We start from the raw sequence: 17,978 nt of genomic DNA on the forward strand, positions 1-17,978 counted from the left end.
TGAAAAATGAAGGCTGCACCGCGAACCGGTTGTAGCCTTTATTTGTTTCTAAATCAAATTTAAACAACGAACATTATGATTGGATTTATCATTTGGGTCATCGGTGTAGTACTTGCCATAAAGGCTGTACTCGAAATTATGAGATGGAATGTGGATGGAGTGAAAAAACTATTGGTTGCCATCCTTGTATTGCTGACTAGCTGGATAGGTCTGGCTGTCTATTACTTCTGGGGAAGGGAAAACTTGCCGCAGATGTTGAAATAAGCAAGTATTGCTGTAAACTGTAGTATCTCAAATTTCCCTCCTCTCCGGGAGAAGAATTTGAGATACTATTTGATTGATATTATTGACTGATAACTGTTCCTATCAGTTCCAGAACTTCCTCTTCCGTTCCACTGAACGGACCATAGCTTTGCAACTTCACCGAACACATAGCGGCAGCAAAGCAACCGGCCTCCTGATAAGAAGCACCTTTATTACGCATATACAAATAACCAGCCATATACGTATCTCCACAACCGGTGGCATCCGCCACGTTCTCTACCGGATAGGCAGGAATTTCATAAAAACGATTGTCCACGTAAATAAGCGAGCCTTTATCTCCTAAAGTCAATAAAACTTCCTTCACGCCCCAAGCAGCCAGTTTGAGTGCAGCATCATAAGGGTCTGCGCACTGCGTAAGCATTTCCATCTCATGTTCATTAGCTTTCAGGATATGGATATACTTCAGAGCTTCCTCCTTTTCAGTCCAATCCACCGCCAGCACTTCTTCCCCCTGCACTTCACGCAAGTAGCCTTGCACATCAAGAGAGAGCAGGCCTTTGCCCGCAAGAGATTTAATGACCTCCAACGAGAAATCATCCGCCAACAGACTACCCAAGTGGTAAATGTGGGCATTCACATCCTGCAGACTTTCAACCGTGAAAGGATCTGCTTTTGCTGTCACCCGTTGTTTCCGCTCGTTGGTATCCTCACCATAGATATTCTCAAAGCAGATAGAACGGGCACTGGGAAGCACTTTCACTTCGATGTTTTGTTTCCTCAAATCATCCACCACCGACATCTCGCTATCCGCCAGGGCTGTGACAAGTTGGAATCCATCTGTACTCAGATGTTTGATGGCATGTGCAAAATAGAAAGATGTTCCCCCCGGCATGTGCACTGTCTTTTTCGGAGTAACTACTTTATCCAAAGTAATATATCCAATGCAACAAAGATTGTATTTCATAAAATGTCTATTCCTGTTTCAGACTACAAAAGTAGGCAATTATTATTGTTCCCCCCCTGTAAAGCTATAAATTCTTTCTCTTTAAGAAATCCGTCGGACTTTCACCGAATTGTTCCTTATAACACTTTGTGAAATAAGACGGAGAAGAGAAACCGACTTCATAAGCAATTTCCGCAACCGTCATTTCTGAAGAAGCCAACAGGGAAATTGCTTTTTTAAGGCGTGCCTGGCGCAGCAATTCATTGGGAGCATAGTTAGTGAGTGATTTCAGTTTACGGTAGAGTTGCACGCGGCTCAGTCCCATATCTTTGCCTAAATCTTCCACATTCAGTTCCGGATCTCTCATTTTCTCCTCTACCAGAGATTTAAAACGAGAGACAAAATCTTTATCAATATCACAGATATTCTCTTTCGCCAATGTCTGATTATCACCGAAGAACTGACGAAGCTGTCGACGGGAATCTATCAGATTCCGGATACGGGACAGTAACAACTGAGAATTGAAAGGCTTGGATATATAAGAGTCAGCACCACCATTATATCCCTGAATGCGTTGTTCGTCAAGTGAACATGCTGTAAGAAGAATCACGGGAATGTGACAAGTCTGCAATTCGGTTTTCAACCTCCGGCAACACTCTATCCCGTCCATACCAGGCATCATGACGTCGGAAACAATCACATCGGGAACGTATTTCATTGCGAGACGAATCCCTGTAGCAGCTTCCGATGCATCCAGCACATGATATTCTTCAGCAAGTAGTGTTTTTACGTAATTGCGAATATCGGCATTATCGTCAATAACCAACACTGTCGGGCGATCTGCAGTTTTCGTGTCTTCCTCATCCAAGGGCAAATCCGTTTCTATCAATGTAGCAGAGACTTCCGCTTCCTCAGTGGGAAGAGTAACAACCGTAGGATGATACAGAGAAACACTCTGCGCCGGAAAAAGAACAGTAAAAGTCGCTCCTTTTTCATTGCTATGGGCAGTGATCTGTCCGCCATGCATCTCTACGAAGGCACGGACAAGCGCTAATCCGATACCTGTACCGGCCTGATGTCCGTCTATCTGGTAGAAGCGTTCAAAGATAGCATCTACCTCTTTGGGAGAAATATGGCTACCTGAGTTAAATACAGAGAAACGGTAATTAGCCGTTTCCGCCTCCAGCTTAACCACTATTTTTCCATTTTCGGGTGTATATTTCACAGCATTGGATAGCAAATTGAAATAGATACGCTCCATCTTCTCACTATCCGCCATCATGCGGAAATCGGTGTCAGGTGTAGCTTCAAAAGAGAAAGAGATATGCTTTTTCAACAACGCCATACGGAAAGAATCATTCCAGCCGCGGAAACTACTTAAAAAATCGAATGGTTCCAAATGAAGTTCCATCCGCCCGTTCTCTACCTTACGGAAATCAAGAATTTGATTAACAAGACGAAGAAGGATGTTAGCATTCTTCTTCATCAGTTCCAGTAACTGATGCGGATGCTCTCCAAGAGATTTATCGGCAAGAAGCTGGTTGATAGGATCTGCTATCAATGTCAACGGAGTGCGGAAATCGTGAGAAACATTCGTGAAGAATACCAGTTTGGCATGGGTGGCCTCTTCCAGTTCGCGAGAAAGCTGTTCCAACTGTTCTTTCTGCTGAATGAGCTGCTCCTTCTGTTGCGTTAACTGTTGCTTCTGTTCTTCCAACTTCTCCTTCTGTCGGGACAGTTCACGATTCAGGCGGTTTTTGGTACGCAAAGAAAGATAAACGGCAACCAATAAACCGATTACCAATAAAAGTACCAATAAGCTGCCATATAATATGACTTGCTGCGTAGCGTAACGATCAAGGAACTGACTCATCTTTCCATTCATCGTTTCTATTTTTTCATCAAGGGTAGCAATATGCGAGGTCTGCATCTGCATAATCTGTGCATTGGTAGCATCTACAACAGAAGTACTCAATATGGTTTCACGAGGGAAATCCCGCTTATTCAGGATATCCATCGCCATCTGTATCACGCGGTCACCGCCGGTAGGATAAATAAACGTGGCATCCAGTTGACCATTCAGCACTTGTTCTACGCCATACCCTTCACCGGGCAAAGCATCCGTACCGATAAAGCACATTTCTTCTGCCCTACCCTGCCGCTCAGCAACATCATAAGCCCCTGCCGCCATTCGGTCGTTCTGTGCAAACACTACATCTATTTCAGGAAAACGCGCCAAAAGAGTATCCATCTTCTCTCCAGCCTCAGAGCGCAGCCAGCCGGCATCTTCACGTGCCAGAAGCTGAATGCCGGGATAAGGAGATATGGCGGCAACAAATCCCTGATGACGGTCCATGGCCGGTGTAGAACCTGTCAAACCGGCTATCTCCACAACGTTTCCTTGTCCATGAAGCATATTAGCAACATAGTTCCCTATTGCTTTTCCTAACTCATAGTTGTCAGCACCTATATAAGCGGTATATTTATCAGAAAGTATCTTGCGGTCGAAAACAATGACGGGGATGCCGCGGTCGTATGCTTCTTCCACCACCGGGGTAATGGGGGCGGCTTCGTTGGGTGCAACTACAAGCAAGTCCACTCCTTCTTTGATGAAATTACGGATATCTTTTATCTGTTCTGCATTATCATCTTTTACCGTACGAATATCAATTTCCACTCCGTCATAGAAAAGTGCCTCGCGCAACATTTCATTGTTCATCTGATGTCGCCATTCATCATCGCTGCACTGGGACACCCCGATACGGAAACGCGCTTCGCGATGGGTACACGAAGCCAGCAGTCCTCCAATAAAAACCGGTATAAATATCAACAGCCAATAAATTCTTCTCATTTTCATTGCATTAGGTCAAAGTATCAGAGAAGAGGATATTCCTTCTCTCCTTAATATTTATATTTGCGGCTGAAACGGACCACAAAATCAATATTCTCCTGAATTAATTGCCGCCCACGTTCAGGGCCTTGCAGCGAATTAATCTGTGCATCAGGCAGCATTCGGTGTTCCAACAGATAGTGAAGCATTTCTTTTGATACCATTTCCGGTTCAACAAGAAGTCTGATGGCCTTCCTCTTCGCCCAATCCGGATTATAATAAGGATTACGCTCATCCTTTATATAAAGAGCACCATCGGGAAGAATAGAAAGTTGCCCGTCCGGAAGAATAAAGACTGCAATATTCCCCTCATCTTTCATCCCTTCCGGCGCCACAAAGTCCGGAGCAAATCCAATATGCTTATCCAACCATTGCATCAAATCTTCATGGCCTGCAAAGTAAATCAACGGATCGTTTCCGGTCACTTGCAACAATTTATCATACAATTCCCGGTCGCTCGCTTTCTTCTCTTCCTGTTCCTCACGCATCTTATAAAAATCTTCAGCATCCTCAATCCATGAGGTTGTACCGCAGACTTGCCAGTTACCGCTATCATAAAAAGCCAGTGAAGCGACCAATCCGTTATGCTTCTCCAAAATGTCATCCTGCAAAGAATCCATGGATGAACGATCTATTGTATAGACAATTCCATCCACACTTTCCACGATAAGTACATCCGCATCATATCCCCTCAATAAATACAGATTATAGGGCAAACATTTCATGCCGGCCAGCAACTCCGCTTCCCGGTCCATTCCCTTATTCTTCAGTATATACTGCGCCCATTCGGGCACAGTCAATGCCAAAGGACCTATTTTAGAACAAATTGCCAAATAAGACACTACAGCATAATCCCTTACGTCATCATCTTCCAGCATTTTGGAGAATTCTTCGTCCACTTCATCTTGATGATCCCATTCACGTTCGTCCTGCAACAGATAGGCGCTTCTGTAAAACTGCGCGCACCAGTCTTTCAACAGATAGAAGTCTTCAAACCATTCGGGCTTATACATTTTTTCCACCAACTCTGTATTGATGGGCGCATTCTCAAATTCTTTATCCAACAGGGTATAGAGCTTATCCGCCAATTGCATCAGTCCCGGATTTTCAGGATTGATAAAAGTACCTTTCTGATATTGCTGTACGCCCATCCAGATGAGGAAACAAATATCTTCCGGATTTATTTCATCCACATAATATCGCGACTCATCCACGTCATAGAAAGGCAGATATTTGCCGTACATTTCCTTATGGACCGCAACAAAAGCACGCCATATCCCCACATCAGAAATAACATCTTCAAAATAAAAGGTTATGAGTTTTGCCAGATTGTGCTGTTCAAATTCTGTTAGTATGTCATTAAGGCCGGCAAAGCGTATATAATCATGTATTTTGTTAGCCAGCTTCACATAATAGGCATCCGAAGCTGACGCAACCGCAAACCAATGCCCTAATCTCCATTCACTGCCGATAATCTTCATTGCAATTTAATTTTATCTGTTCGTTCATGCAGGAATAATCTGCAACGATGACAAATATACTTCCAAAATGCGAAACAGCAAAGCATTGAAGATAAATTCGGATGATAGTTTAATAGTTCAGCCCAAACTGCCACAATGGAATCACATTCATGTAACCGGATTCAATATCATCTTTTACAACGTATCCTTTCTCAACACCTTATAGAAATCTTCCGCAGTCACATATAAGGCTTCATTCCGGTTCAGATTTTCTTTAATATATTGAAGGACCAATGTCGTTTTTCCAACGCCACGCGGACCTACCAGTCCAATCATCCGGTTATCCCAATTGATACGGGAATACATGTAACGATGAAAATCAACATGGGTTTCACGCAACAATTTATCAAAAGTAATCTGAAGTTTCTCCATAATAATATTTGGGGCAAAGATAAAAAACAAATTGCACCATAATAGTGCAATTTATTAGATATTTTGCACTATTAGAGTGCAAAACATCTAATTGTAATCTTTCGGAAACTCAGGCCAACCTGCTCTTAAAAGCAAACGGCAATTCCGGCATGGCCCCACTCTGTGTACAAACATAGGCGGAGACTTCCACAGCCAGTTTATGCGCTTCGGTAACAGGTTTCCCACTAAGTATAGCAGATGTAAAAGCAGCAGTAAAAGAATCACCTGCCCCCACAGTATCGGCAACAGGAACTTTCGGTGTATCCTGATAAGATACTACACCCGGAGTAAATACATAACTGCCATTGGTTCCACAAGTCAGAATCAGCATCTTCAGATTATATTTAGCCAAAAGTATCCAGCATTTATCCTGTAAATCAATACCCGGATAACCGAAGATACGACTGATAGTAACCAGTTCCTCATCATTTATTTTAAGTATATTGCAGCGGCGCATAGATTCGCAGAGTATTTCTTTCGTATAGAATCCCTGACGAAGATTGATATCGAAAATCTTGATCTGATCTTCTCCAGCAGGCATGGTGTCCAGAAAACGTTGAATAGTAGCACGACTCACGGGACTGCGCTGAGCCAGCGAACCGAAACAAACAGCACGGGTGGAAAGGGCCAGACGCTTCAAATCATCCGTAAAAGGAATATTATCCCAAGCTACCCCCTCTTTAATCTCATAACAGGGAACCCCCACAGCATCAAGAGTTACCTGTACCGTACCAGTAGGATAATCCACTTGCTCGATCTGACAAGTCAGTTTCTTTTGGGCAAAAACATCCAATATTTCTTGTCCGTCAACATCACGTCCCACTGCACTCACTACACGACTATCAAAACCAAACTGTGATACATGATAAGCGAAATTGGCAGGCGCACCACCTATTTTCTTTCCTTCGGGCAGCACATCCCAGAGTGCTTCCCCCATTCCTACGATGATTTTATTCATGATATGATTTATGATTTATGATTTATGATTTATGATTTATGATTTATGATTTATGAAAACTATTATTTTTTTATCTTCAAAGTATAGTACAGCAAATAAAGTACTCCGACAGTCATCACGGCTACTGCACCGCTTTGTCCTACGGCATCACTTGCCAATCCCATTGCCAACGGAAAAACAGTTCCACCAAAAAGTCCCATTATCATCAGACCGGAAACTTCATTCTTCTTGCCGGGCATATACAGCAACGCCTGTGAGAAGACAATCGAAAAGATATTCGAGTTTCCGTAACCTATCAGCGCAATGCAAATATAAATAGATGTTTTTGAATGGAAAGCAAAAAGTCCAATCATTGCCAGTAACATCATAAAACTACTGATAGCAAAGAACGATTTAGCATTCATCTTCCTCAAAATAAAAGAACCTGTGAAGCAACCTGCCGTACGGAAAATGAAGTATAGACTGGTAGCAAACGCAGCGTCATCCAATCCCATACCCAAACGCTCCATTAGAATCTTAGGAGCAGTAGTATTCGTACCTACATCGATTCCTACATGGCACATGATACCGACGAAAGAAAGCAAAACAAACGGCTTACCCAATAAAGCCAAACACTCACCGAACGTAGAAGGTTTTCCTTCCTCTTTCTCCTCGGCAATCTGTGTCTGTCCCAACAATAAAACGGCTATCACGGCTATCATCATATAAATAGGGAACAGTACACGCCAACCCAAACCGAACGACGGAATGGCCTGTGTAGCTCCCCACATAGCAATGTAAGGTGCAAGAAACGAAGCAATCGCCTTTACAAATTGTCCGAAGGTAAGGCTACTTGCCAGCCGGTCACCTCTCACGATGTTGGAAAGCAGCGGATTCAGTGAAGTCTGCATCAATGCATTGCCGATACCTAATAAAGAGAAAGAAAGCAGCATCAACATATAGCTATCACCAAAAACAGGCAATAACAACGAAGCAAAGGTCACAACCAAACTAAGGAGTACCGTCTTTTTTTGTCCGATACGGCTCATCAACATACCTGTCGGCACAGAGAAGATCAGGAACCAAAAGAAAACCAGCGAGGGAAAGATGTTAGCCTGAGAATCAGTCAGACCCAAATCTGCTTTTACATAGTTGGAGGCGATGCCCACCAGATCCACAAATCCCATAGCGAAAAAGCAGAGCATCACAGGGATCAGCTTGGATAACGAAGAATTAGATTTCATTGTTGTATGGTATTAATTTAAGTATTTCTTGCTCGGGAAAGCACGTTGCAAAGGAAGCGAATATCAAGGCAACAGGATAACAATCTTGTTACAAAGAGTGGCAATTATGATACAAGAATGTTTTTTAAGCGCATTTCAAGGGCATTATTTCTCTTTTTAGCTACATTTGTGGAAAATTATCCAAAGAAACTTTTTAAACAACAATATGGAAACACTCTTTAATGGACGACTCAGCATTGAAGTCTCTGCACATGGAGCAGAGCTATGCAGTATTTTTTCTAACGGAAAAGAATATCTATGGCAGGCAGATCCTGCATTCTGGAAACGCCATTCGCCAGTACTCTTCCCGATTGTAGGAAGCGTATGGGAGAATAAATATCGAAACGAAGGCACCACTTATGTCCTCACTCAGCATGGATTTGCCCGCGACATGGAGTTCACACTGATATCCGAGGAAAACGATGAAGTCCGCTACCAGCTTGTCAGCAACGAAGAAACGCTCAAGAAATATCCTTTCCCATTCCGTCTCACCATCGGCTATCGCATTCGCGAGAAGAAGGTCGATGTCATGTGGGAAGTAGAGAATACCGGGGAGAAGGAAATGCACTTCCAGATTGGTGCACATCCGGCATTCTACTATCCGGATTTCGATGCCGAAACGCAAGAACGGGGGTTCTTCGGTTTCAATAAGAAAAGCGGACTGAAATACATACTTATTTCTGAAAAAGGATGTGCCGACCCGGACACCCAATATCCTCTGAAACTGACAAACGATTTGTTGCCATTGGATACACATACATTTGACAAAGATGCACTTATATTGGAGGGAAGCCAGGTGCGGCGGGTTACTCTATATAACAAGGAAAAATCCCCTTATCTCAGCCTCCATTTCGATGCACCTGTTGTCGGACTGTGGTCGCCACCTGCCAAAAATGCCCCGTTTGTCTGTATTGAACCATGGTACGGTCGTTGCGACAAAGCACATTATACAGGAGAGTATAAAGATAAGGATTGGATACAGCATCTGCAACCCGAAGAGATATTCAGGGGAAAATATACCATTGAAATAGAAGAATAAAGGAGAAACAGAACAATTTCTTGTTCTTCCCCGGACCCGGTCCGTATCAAAGCCGTACCTGGTCCGTATCTGGTCCAAACGCTTAGGTACGGAGCAGCTACGGAGCGGGTACGGCTTTGATACGGACCGGGTACAGAAAAGGAGGAAATATAGAACAATCTTATTTCAACTTATAAACCTTAAATGAACTTACCGTATAGTTACCGCCTTTGGCATAGAAACTGATACGGTTGTAAGGTTCCGAAGGAAACACAAGGTTTGTCATTGCGAAACGTCCGTCATCGCCAAACGCTTCAATACTTGATTTATCAACGAAAAGACGTAGCGTCATTTCCGAATTGCCTTCTATCGGGGCAAGAGTCAGCACCGGAAAGTCCGGACTGAATGATACGATTCCGCTCTTACTACGATCCATCGCAAACTTCTTCTCTACCAGATTATAGTAAATATCCACTTCTTCTCCTTTTGAATTGAAAAGTTGGAAGCCAATGACTTCTGCATTTCTGTTCTTAATCGTCATTTCAATTTCATACGTACCTGTATTATCCGAAAGCAGTTTGTCCATATTATAAGTACGGTCCACCTTGAAGGAATGCTTCTTTTCTTCTTTTCCACGCAGTTTCAGCAGTTCTCGCGAAGGGGAAGATTTCAAATAGGTCTCACCCGCCGAAGTATAGAGGCTCAGATCACGGGGAACAGAATTTGCACTACGATATTGCATGGTAGGCACATCATTGGCATACTGCCAGTTGCTCATCCATGCCAATGCGATATGTCGTCCTTCAGGTGCATTACTCCAGGTTACAGCAGCATAATGATCTTTTCCCCAGTCCATCCATTTCGTCATTTTCGGAGATTCATTTACGAATGTTTTTCCATCAAACATTCCTACAAAGTACTGGGCAGCACTACCACCGAAAGGTCCTCCCGGATTAATATTACATATCAATACCCATTTTTTCAGTTCCGTGCCTTCAATAGGTAATTCAATCAGGTCGGGGCATTCCCAAACGCCTCCATGAGCTCCCTGTCCTTCACCGAAACTACTTTCATAAGTCCAGTCTTTCAGATTGGCCGAAGAGTAGAACTGCATTTCCTGTCCCACAGCAAGAACCATAATCCATTTGTCAGTAGTATCATGCCAGAATACTTTCGGATCGCGAAAGTCTCGCTGTGTAGAAGTCAGAATCGGATTACGCGCATACTTTTTGAAAGTCTTTCCATTATCAAGGCTATAAGCCATGCTCTGCACCTGGCGTTCGCTTGCCGAAGTATAGAAAGCGATGATGGCTCCGGCACCGAAACCAGCCGTATTATCCTTATCTACTACGCAAGAACCGCTGAAGATAGCACCGAGTGCATCGGGGGCGATAGCTACAGGCTGATGTTCCCAGGAAACGAGGTCGGTGCTGGTGGTATGTCCCCAGCTCAGGTTTCCCCAGAATGAACCATACGGATTGTATTGATAGAACAAATGATAAACGCCATCTTTATATACCATACCATTCGGATCATTCATCCAGCCATATTGAGGAGTGAAGTGATAAAGCGGACGGAAACTCTCGCGATTGGATGTATCAAACTCATTGGAAAGTTTCATTTCATCCCAGCAAACAGCCGTATCGGGTATCAACTGAAAGTTGAAGGAAAGTGATTTATCATCAAATCCTGAGAGATCTACCGGAACAAAATAGTCCACCTTATTTATAGCCAGACGAACATTCATATTGCGCACTACGTCATTATCTGCTATCATATACAGTTTTGCTTCCGGAGAAGCCTCTTCCACGGGAAGCAACAAAAATTTCTTCTGGTTCTCAATCTGGACAATACTCTGTCCGTCACCTAAATGTTTAATCACGAAAGGAGGATTAATAGCCTGACACGAAAAGACAGACCAGATTGTACCTATTATAAAGGTAAGGGTCCATCGCACAGTCAACAAATTGTTTTTTAAATTCATGATGTTTTTGGGTATTACATTTAATTAATAATGGGTTGCTCGAGAAAGCACTTTGCAAAGGAAGCGAATAAAAGGGAAATAGTCTGTCATTTATGTTTCAGAAGCTAACAAAATTGATACAGGAAGAAAAAAAGGGATATTCAAATATAATTTTGTATCAAAATTACCAGTATCCGAAACATAAATTATACTTCCTGTCACATAAATTCCCTTTCTTTGCAACATCAAAACACTACTCGGGAAAGCATGTTTTGAGAGGTAATCCTCAGCGATTACAAAATGAAAAGCATATTAATTAAAATCTAAAAACATGGAAGGCATAAAAAAAATACTTCTATTTGTACTTGTACTTCTCCTTACAAGTATCACTTCATTTGCCCAACAGATTCAAGTGAAAGGTACTATTGTTGATAAATTGAATGGCGAGTCCATTATCGGTGCTTCTGTTGTGGAAGTTGGTCCTGTCAGTAATGGAACGATTACAGACATTGACGGCAATTTCACATTATCCGTTACTTCGGGAAGCACATTATCTATCTCTTATATAGGATATAAAACGATTGCAGTAAAAGCTCAGCCAACTTTACGTATTGAGTTGGAAGAAGATTCACAACTTATTGACGAAGTAGTGGTGACCGGTTATTCTACCCAGCGTAAAGCAGATTTGACAGGTTCGGTTACCGTAGTATCTACCAAATCGTTGAAAGCGACATCAAGCACTGATCCAATGAAAGCTTTGCAAGGTAAGGTGCCGGGCATGACAATTACATCAGACGGCTCGCCAAGCGGTGTCGGTACGGTACGCATTCGTGGTATCGGTTCTTTCAATTCTTCTCAAGATCCTTTGTATGTGATTGACGGTGTACCGACCAATGCTACACTCAATTCACTGAATACTAATGACATTGAAAGTATGCAGGTGCTGAAGGATGCAGCTTCGGCCAGTATTTATGGTTCGCGCGCCGCTAATGGTGTTATTATTATAACCACTAAACAAGGTAAAAAAGGCGATAAAGTTAAAGTAGACTTTTCCGCTAACTTAACGGCTCAGTTCTATACTCCACAGTCCATGATGGAATTATGCAGTACTCCGGAGTATGCTACAGCTATGGCACAGGCTGCTTTAAATGATGGTTTAGATCCTGTGGCCTATGCCAGTAACTACGGTCTGAACCTGAATGCTAAAACCGGAATGGGCATTTCCGTTTATAATCCGGCAACCAAACAATATCAGGATTATGTAGTGAACGGCCTCTATGACGGCTATATCAACCAGTCTAAAACAATGAAATGTTCGAATACGGATTGGCTGGATACGATTTCCCGGATTGGCTTTTCTCAGATTTACGATATTTCATTGTCTCATGCCACAGACAAGCGTTCATCCATGTTTTCATTAGGTTACAAAAAGAATACCGGTATTTTGAAGTATACTGACTTTGAAAATATTTCGGCCCGTATGAATTCTACATATCATGTGAACAAGCATATCAGCGTAGGTGAGAATTTCACAGTGACTTATACAAACCAGGTCAATTCTTCACCAATGGAGAATGCATTAAAGATGGCGCCTACCGTACCGGTTTATGAAACGGATGGAATGACATTTGCCGGACCTGTAGGCGGCATGAGTGACCGCCAGAACCCTTTACGAGAACTCTATCAAAATCGTGACAACCGTTTAGAGGTATGGCGTCTGTTCGGTAATGCTTACGTAGATATCAAACCTGTTACAGGGCTGGTTCTTCGTTCCAATTTCGGTTTGGACTATGATGCCGCATTCATTCATTCAATGGGATATACCTTTCAGTCGGACATCGTGAAGAATGATACGCCAAGTACTACTGTATCTCAAGCCAATGACTTAAAATGGACTTGGTCCAATACAGCCAATTATAATTTCAAATTAGGAACAGGCCATAGCTTTACCTTGCTTGCCGGCATGGAACTTTTCCGTCAGAAACGCGTGGATATGTCCGGATATGCCGAAGACTTTGCTATAGAAAACCCTGACTATATGTGGCCGGATGCGTCTACCGGAGTTCAGAAAGCTACCGGCATTGAGAACGGATATTCCTTAGTGTCTTTTTTCGGAAAGGTTGACTATAATTGGCAAGACTTGTTATTGGCTTCATTTACTATTCGCCGCGATGGTTCCAGCCGTTTCGGTAAAAACAATCGCTATGGCACATTTCCGGCAGCGACATTAGGATATCGCATTTCGAAGATGTTGAATGAGGAATGGATTGATGATCTGAAATTGCGTGTTTCTTGGGGTAAAACCGGTAATCAAGCCATTTCAAATACAGCCCGTTATTCTATCTTTATAGCCGACTATGGACAAGACCGGGTAACTTCTACTGCTTACGACTTATATCTGCAAGGATCAGGCAACTTTCCTTCAGGCTTTCGTACCAGCCAGGCTGCCAACAACAATTTAAAGTGGGAAACTGCCGTCCAATATAATATTGGTCTTGACTTTGCTTGCTTTCAAAATAGTTTGTATGGTTCAGTAGACGGTTACATCAAAGATGTAGAGGATATGCTGATTTCTCCGGCTTATTTGGGAGCTATGGGAGAAGGAGGTGCTTCATGGTCCAATGGTCCTTCATTGCGAAATTGGGGTATGGAGTTCGCCTTGGGTTATCGCAATTCCTTAAAATGCGGTTTAGGCTATAACATCAATGCAAACCTTGACTTCTTCCGCAACAAAGTTACTTATCTTCCTTCCACGGCTACAGGCTCGTATGCACATACCACAAAAGAGAATCTGGTAGAAGCCGGTGTACCTTACGGTTCCATAGTGGGTTATGTAGTGGATGGTCTGTATCAGAATAAAGAAGAAGTTTTAGCCTCCGGTCAGGAAAATGCCCGTGTAGGCGGTCTGAAATATGCGGATCTTGATGGTAACGGTGTGATTAATTCAGATGACCAAACTTGGATATTCAACCCGGTTCCGGACTTTTCTTATGGTCTGAATATCGAATTGAACTATAAGAATTTTGACCTGGCAATGTTCTGGCAAGGAGTATGCGGACAAGACGTATATAATAACCAAAAGTACCAAACTGATTTTTGGAGTTTGACAGACGCTGGTTCCAATAAGGGTAGCCGGTTATTGGAAGCATGGACTGCCGACAATACAAGTTCTACCATTCCTGCACTGACCACCAACAATACAGGTGACGAAGGACGCGCTTCCAGTTATTTCGTGGAAAACGGTTCATACCTCAAACTACGCTCTTTGCAGTTAGGATACAATGTACCTACATCTTTTCTGTCCAAATTCAAAATGAGTAGTGCCCGTTTCTATGTATCGGGGCAGAATTTACTGACAATCAAAAGTAAATCACTGACTTGTGCTGATCCAGAAAACTCCAATTGGGCCTATCCGTTAGCTACTTCCATTTCATTTGGTATTCAATTAGGTTTCTAATATTTAATATATAGATCAGATTATGAAAAAGATTTCTATTATAACCATGATAGCTGTATTCGGCTTTCTATTCAGCAATTGCGATGATTTTATTAATGTTTCTCCGAGTGGTGTCATTGATGATGAAATAGCTTACTCCAGTCCAGAGGAAATGGTAACGGCAGCATACGCCATGCTGGGCAATTGTTGGTATTCCTATCCGTTCAATTTATGGCCTTATGGTGACGTATCTTCCGACGACTGTTTGAAAGGCGGGTCAGGAACTACAGATACGGGGTATCATCCTATGGAGATATGGTCTACGTTGACCGCTACTCCCGGTGAATTGGATGAATTGTGGTATCGTCTTTACTGTAATATATCCCGTTGTAACCGTGCTTTGATTTCCTTGGAACAATACGGCAACGAAAAATTAGGAGCCGATACTAAAGCAATCCGCATTGGAGAGATAAAATTTCTGCGCGCTCACAATTATTTTAAATTGGTGACTATGTTCCGTCAAGTGCCTTGGATTGATGAACAAATACTACAGAATGGTTTGCACGAACAGACCCGCAATGATGAATTTACGTATGGGGAACTGTTTGATAAGATTATCCAAGATTTTCAGAATGCATACGATGTTCTGCCCAAAGAGCAAGCTGACGGAGGCCGCGTACACAAAGTGGCTGCCGCCGCCTATCTGGCAAAGTGCTATTTAACTTTGGCATGGGGTGACGGCTACGAACCCACCAATGGTTTGAACCACATCAATAATGAATATATGCAGAAGGTAGTGGACTACACCGATGATGTAGTGAATTCTAAATATAATTATGCGGCCGATTATGGAGATATCTTTTTACCGGAACATAAAAACAGTGAAGAATCTGTCTTTGCAGTGCAATGCTCCGATTACCAGGACGACAATACAAAATTCGGACGTGCCAACTGGTCCAACATGCTAAATGGTTGTTGGGGAATCTGGTCTTGCGGTTGGGATTTCCATAAACCGTCACAGAACTTAGTGAATGCTTTCAAAACCCAAGACGGTCTGCCAATGTTTACAGATTACAACAAGGAAACAAATTATCCGATAAACGGAAAAGTGACAGGGCAGAAGTGGGATCCCCGCTTGTTCCACACGGTAGGTATGCCTACATTCCCTTATAAATATGAGACGGAATACACGCTTACCAAAGAAAATTCCAGAACACCGAATACGTATGGATATTATACCTCACTAAAAGAAGTGCCGCAACGTTCCAAAGGAGAAACTTATAATGGTTCCTGGCAGGCCTTTGCCATGAACGATTATATATTCCGCTATACTGACGTGATGTTAATGCGTGCCGAAGCTCTCGTAGAATTAAACCGCCTTGCCGAAGCCGGACAGATTATCAATGACATCCGCCAGCGTGCCGCCAATTCTGTCAATAAGCACATTGCTTATGCCGCAGAACAATGTGAAATAGCACTTTACCCAAGTACGTATTTCCAAGATAAAGAGACTACACGCAAATGCTTACGCTGGGAACGACGTCTAGAAATGGCTATGGAAAATGGACGTTATTTTGACTTAAAGCGTTGGGGCATCGCTTCCGAAACATTGAATGCATATTTCCAATCGGAGAAAGCTTCTGTCTACGAAGGGCAATCATATGGTCAATATTATAATGATGCATATTACACTGCCAACAAAAATGAATTTTACCCGATTCCATATAATCAGTTGTATTATGTGCCGGGACTTTATGTTCAGAACAAAGGTTATTAAAAACAACTATATAAATGCATACAACCATGAGAAATATATATTATTTATTTTCTTTGTTTACCCTGATCCTCATTTCAAGTGCCTGTCAAGATAAAGACATAGAGAGAGAGGGAATGAAACTGAATGCCATTGATGAAAAAGATATCATCGGTGAATTACAAGGTGACAATTACATCTGGACCTGGCCGGAACAAGATAATTTGCAAATGCAGGTTACAACTTATACCAACGGCACCAAAGGCGGAACCATATTAGTTCAAGGAAACAGCTATACGCATACTGCGGTAGATACCAACATTGAATATATGTATGTATTCAAATTAACAGATGGTAGCAACTACTCCACAGGTATAGTAAAAAATTACATGCGAAAAGGAGCTACCCAAGTTACGGGTGTCTCAATGGTACAAGTTGACAAGCCGGGAGGATATGACGCAAAAGTGGAGTGGTCAGCTCCCACAGACGCAGAGAACATAACCTTCAGCGCAACAAACGGCAAACGTACTATAAACGAGACACTGGCAGGCAATATCACGGAATATCTCATTATGGATGTGAAAGTGGATGACGTCTGGAATGTTTCGTTGACAGCCGTCAATGCCAAAGGAACTTCCTTATCCGCTACCGTTTCTTTGAAAATAGGCAAAACAGCCATTGGCTTTCTTAGCGCTTATGCCACTCCCGAAGAGTTGCTGAAGACCGGTGACGATGATGAAGCTTCGGCTTGGTTGTGGCTGAAAAACGAATATCCTACAGCAGAATACATTTATTTTGGTGACATTGTTTCTGCCGGACAGCTTGATCCATACCGCGTTCTCTTCTGGATGCGCGACTTGGAAGGAGTCGGAGAAAACGAAGTATGGAACATGCCTCAGGTTGCAATAGATGCAGTAGAACCCATTAAAGCATGGTACGCTGCCGGAGGCAGTTTACTGCTGTGGAGTCATGCCATTCCCTATATCACCAACTTGGGACGCATTGATGCTGAGATATTACGTAACAATGACCGTGCCATCGGTACAGGTTTCGGAGGATGGAACGGTGATGCATGGTCTATGGCGGTTCAGCTACATCCCGGAAGTAAATTCAAGAAAGATTTTTCCACACATCCTATATACAGGGGGCTTGATGTCGTAACAACAGACCGCACGAAATTGATAGCTTTCAAAGGTGCCGGCTGGACGGAAGATCATAACTGTTTGTTCTTCAACCTACCTTCCATCCTTACAGGACTGGGCAATCAAGAAGAAGCCTGTTATTCTTTACTGACAGAACAGTATGGAATTTATCCACTTGGCATTTGGGACTCACAAATAGACTGGGTGTCACAATTGAACGTATGGGAAGCACAACAGGGTAACACCGAATTCAAGGGAACTATCCTTTGCATAGGAAATGGAGGCTGTGAATTTTCCATGAGAAATCCGGACGGCACACCCGATATCAGTGCCTATCCACAAAATAACATCTATCAAGACAATGTCTTAAAACTGGCTAAGAATAGTTTGGAATATCTGAAAACCCGATAATTTTAAT

At 42.7% G+C, this 17,978-nt stretch carries 11 protein-coding genes and 1 pseudogene; 5 read left to right on the top strand and 7 right to left on the bottom strand.

All coding sequences use genetic code 11. From position 1 onward, the window contains the following. Positions 1 to 75: 75 nt before the first annotated feature. The gene (locus tag VYM24_RS23790; RefSeq protein ID WP_009132724.1) at positions 76 to 264 is read left to right on the top strand and encodes a hypothetical protein; all 189 of its coding nucleotides are present in this window, start codon (positions 76 to 78) and stop codon (positions 262 to 264) included. A gap of 79 nt (positions 265 to 343) precedes the next feature. Here the strand turns inward: VYM24_RS23790 and VYM24_RS23795 are convergent, their stop codons facing one another. The 6 genes and pseudogenes from VYM24_RS23795 to VYM24_RS23820 all read right to left on the bottom strand — a co-directional run bounded on the left by VYM24_RS23795 (position 344) and on the right by VYM24_RS23820 (position 8,209). Continuing rightward, complete coding sequence (locus VYM24_RS23795) at positions 344 to 1,228, bottom strand: PfkB family carbohydrate kinase (protein WP_291550628.1); 885 nt, start codon at positions 1,226 to 1,228, stop codon at positions 344 to 346. Positions 1,229 to 1,292: 64 nt separating this feature from the next. Next, the gene (locus VYM24_RS23800; RefSeq protein WP_330941063.1) at positions 1,293 to 4,058 is read right to left on the bottom strand and encodes a substrate-binding domain-containing protein; all 2,766 of its coding nucleotides are present in this window, start codon (positions 4,056 to 4,058) and stop codon (positions 1,293 to 1,295) included. A 50-nt stretch (positions 4,059 to 4,108) separates the two neighbouring features. Beyond that, complete coding sequence (locus VYM24_RS23805) at positions 4,109 to 5,578, bottom strand: DUF3843 family protein (protein WP_291550632.1); 1,470 nt, start codon at positions 5,576 to 5,578, stop codon at positions 4,109 to 4,111. A gap of 201 nt (positions 5,579 to 5,779) precedes the next feature. Beyond that, positions 5,780 to 5,989, bottom strand: a pseudogene (locus tag VYM24_RS23810) (AAA family ATPase); the annotation flags it as partial. A gap of 109 nt (positions 5,990 to 6,098) precedes the next feature. Continuing rightward, positions 6,099 to 6,986, bottom strand: coding sequence for a carbohydrate kinase family protein (locus tag VYM24_RS23815; protein ID WP_330941064.1), 888 nt, complete (start codon positions 6,984 to 6,986; stop codon positions 6,099 to 6,101). A 62-nt stretch (positions 6,987 to 7,048) separates the two neighbouring features. Beyond that, positions 7,049 to 8,209, bottom strand: coding sequence for an MFS transporter (locus tag VYM24_RS23820; protein ID WP_270575879.1), 1,161 nt, complete (start codon positions 8,207 to 8,209; stop codon positions 7,049 to 7,051). A 205-nt stretch (positions 8,210 to 8,414) separates the two neighbouring features. Between VYM24_RS23820 and VYM24_RS23825 the strand changes: the two genes are divergently transcribed. Continuing rightward, positions 8,415 to 9,287 (top strand): aldose 1-epimerase family protein, encoded by an 873-nt coding sequence (locus VYM24_RS23825; RefSeq protein ID WP_217715373.1) that lies wholly within the window; start codon positions 8,415 to 8,417, stop codon positions 9,285 to 9,287. Positions 9,288 to 9,447: 160 nt separating this feature from the next. Here the strand turns inward: VYM24_RS23825 and VYM24_RS23830 are convergent, their stop codons facing one another. After that, positions 9,448 to 11,250, bottom strand: coding sequence for a glycoside hydrolase family 32 protein (locus VYM24_RS23830; RefSeq protein WP_291550636.1), 1,803 nt, complete (start codon positions 11,248 to 11,250; stop codon positions 9,448 to 9,450). Positions 11,251 to 11,560: 310 nt separating this feature from the next. On the opposite strand from VYM24_RS23830, the gene VYM24_RS23835 reads away from it, so the two are divergent. The 3 genes from VYM24_RS23835 to VYM24_RS23845 are packed head-to-tail and all read left to right on the top strand — an operon-like array spanning position 11,561 to position 17,971. Then, positions 11,561 to 14,686 (top strand): SusC/RagA family TonB-linked outer membrane protein, encoded by a 3,126-nt coding sequence (locus VYM24_RS23835; protein ID WP_118402457.1) that lies wholly within the window; start codon positions 11,561 to 11,563, stop codon positions 14,684 to 14,686. Positions 14,687 to 14,708: 22 nt separating this feature from the next. Continuing rightward, positions 14,709 to 16,442 (top strand): RagB/SusD family nutrient uptake outer membrane protein, encoded by a 1,734-nt coding sequence (locus VYM24_RS23840; RefSeq protein WP_118402458.1) that lies wholly within the window; start codon positions 14,709 to 14,711, stop codon positions 16,440 to 16,442. 26 nt (positions 16,443 to 16,468) lie between these two features. Further along, the gene (locus VYM24_RS23845) at positions 16,469 to 17,971 is read left to right on the top strand and encodes a DUF4960 domain-containing protein (protein WP_330941065.1); all 1,503 of its coding nucleotides are present in this window, start codon (positions 16,469 to 16,471) and stop codon (positions 17,969 to 17,971) included. The last annotated feature ends 7 nt before the right edge of the window (positions 17,972 to 17,978 follow it).

The organism is Bacteroides sp. MSB163 (assembly GCF_036416795.1).
Taxonomy (GTDB): domain Bacteria; phylum Bacteroidota; class Bacteroidia; order Bacteroidales; family Bacteroidaceae; genus Bacteroides; species Bacteroides maternus.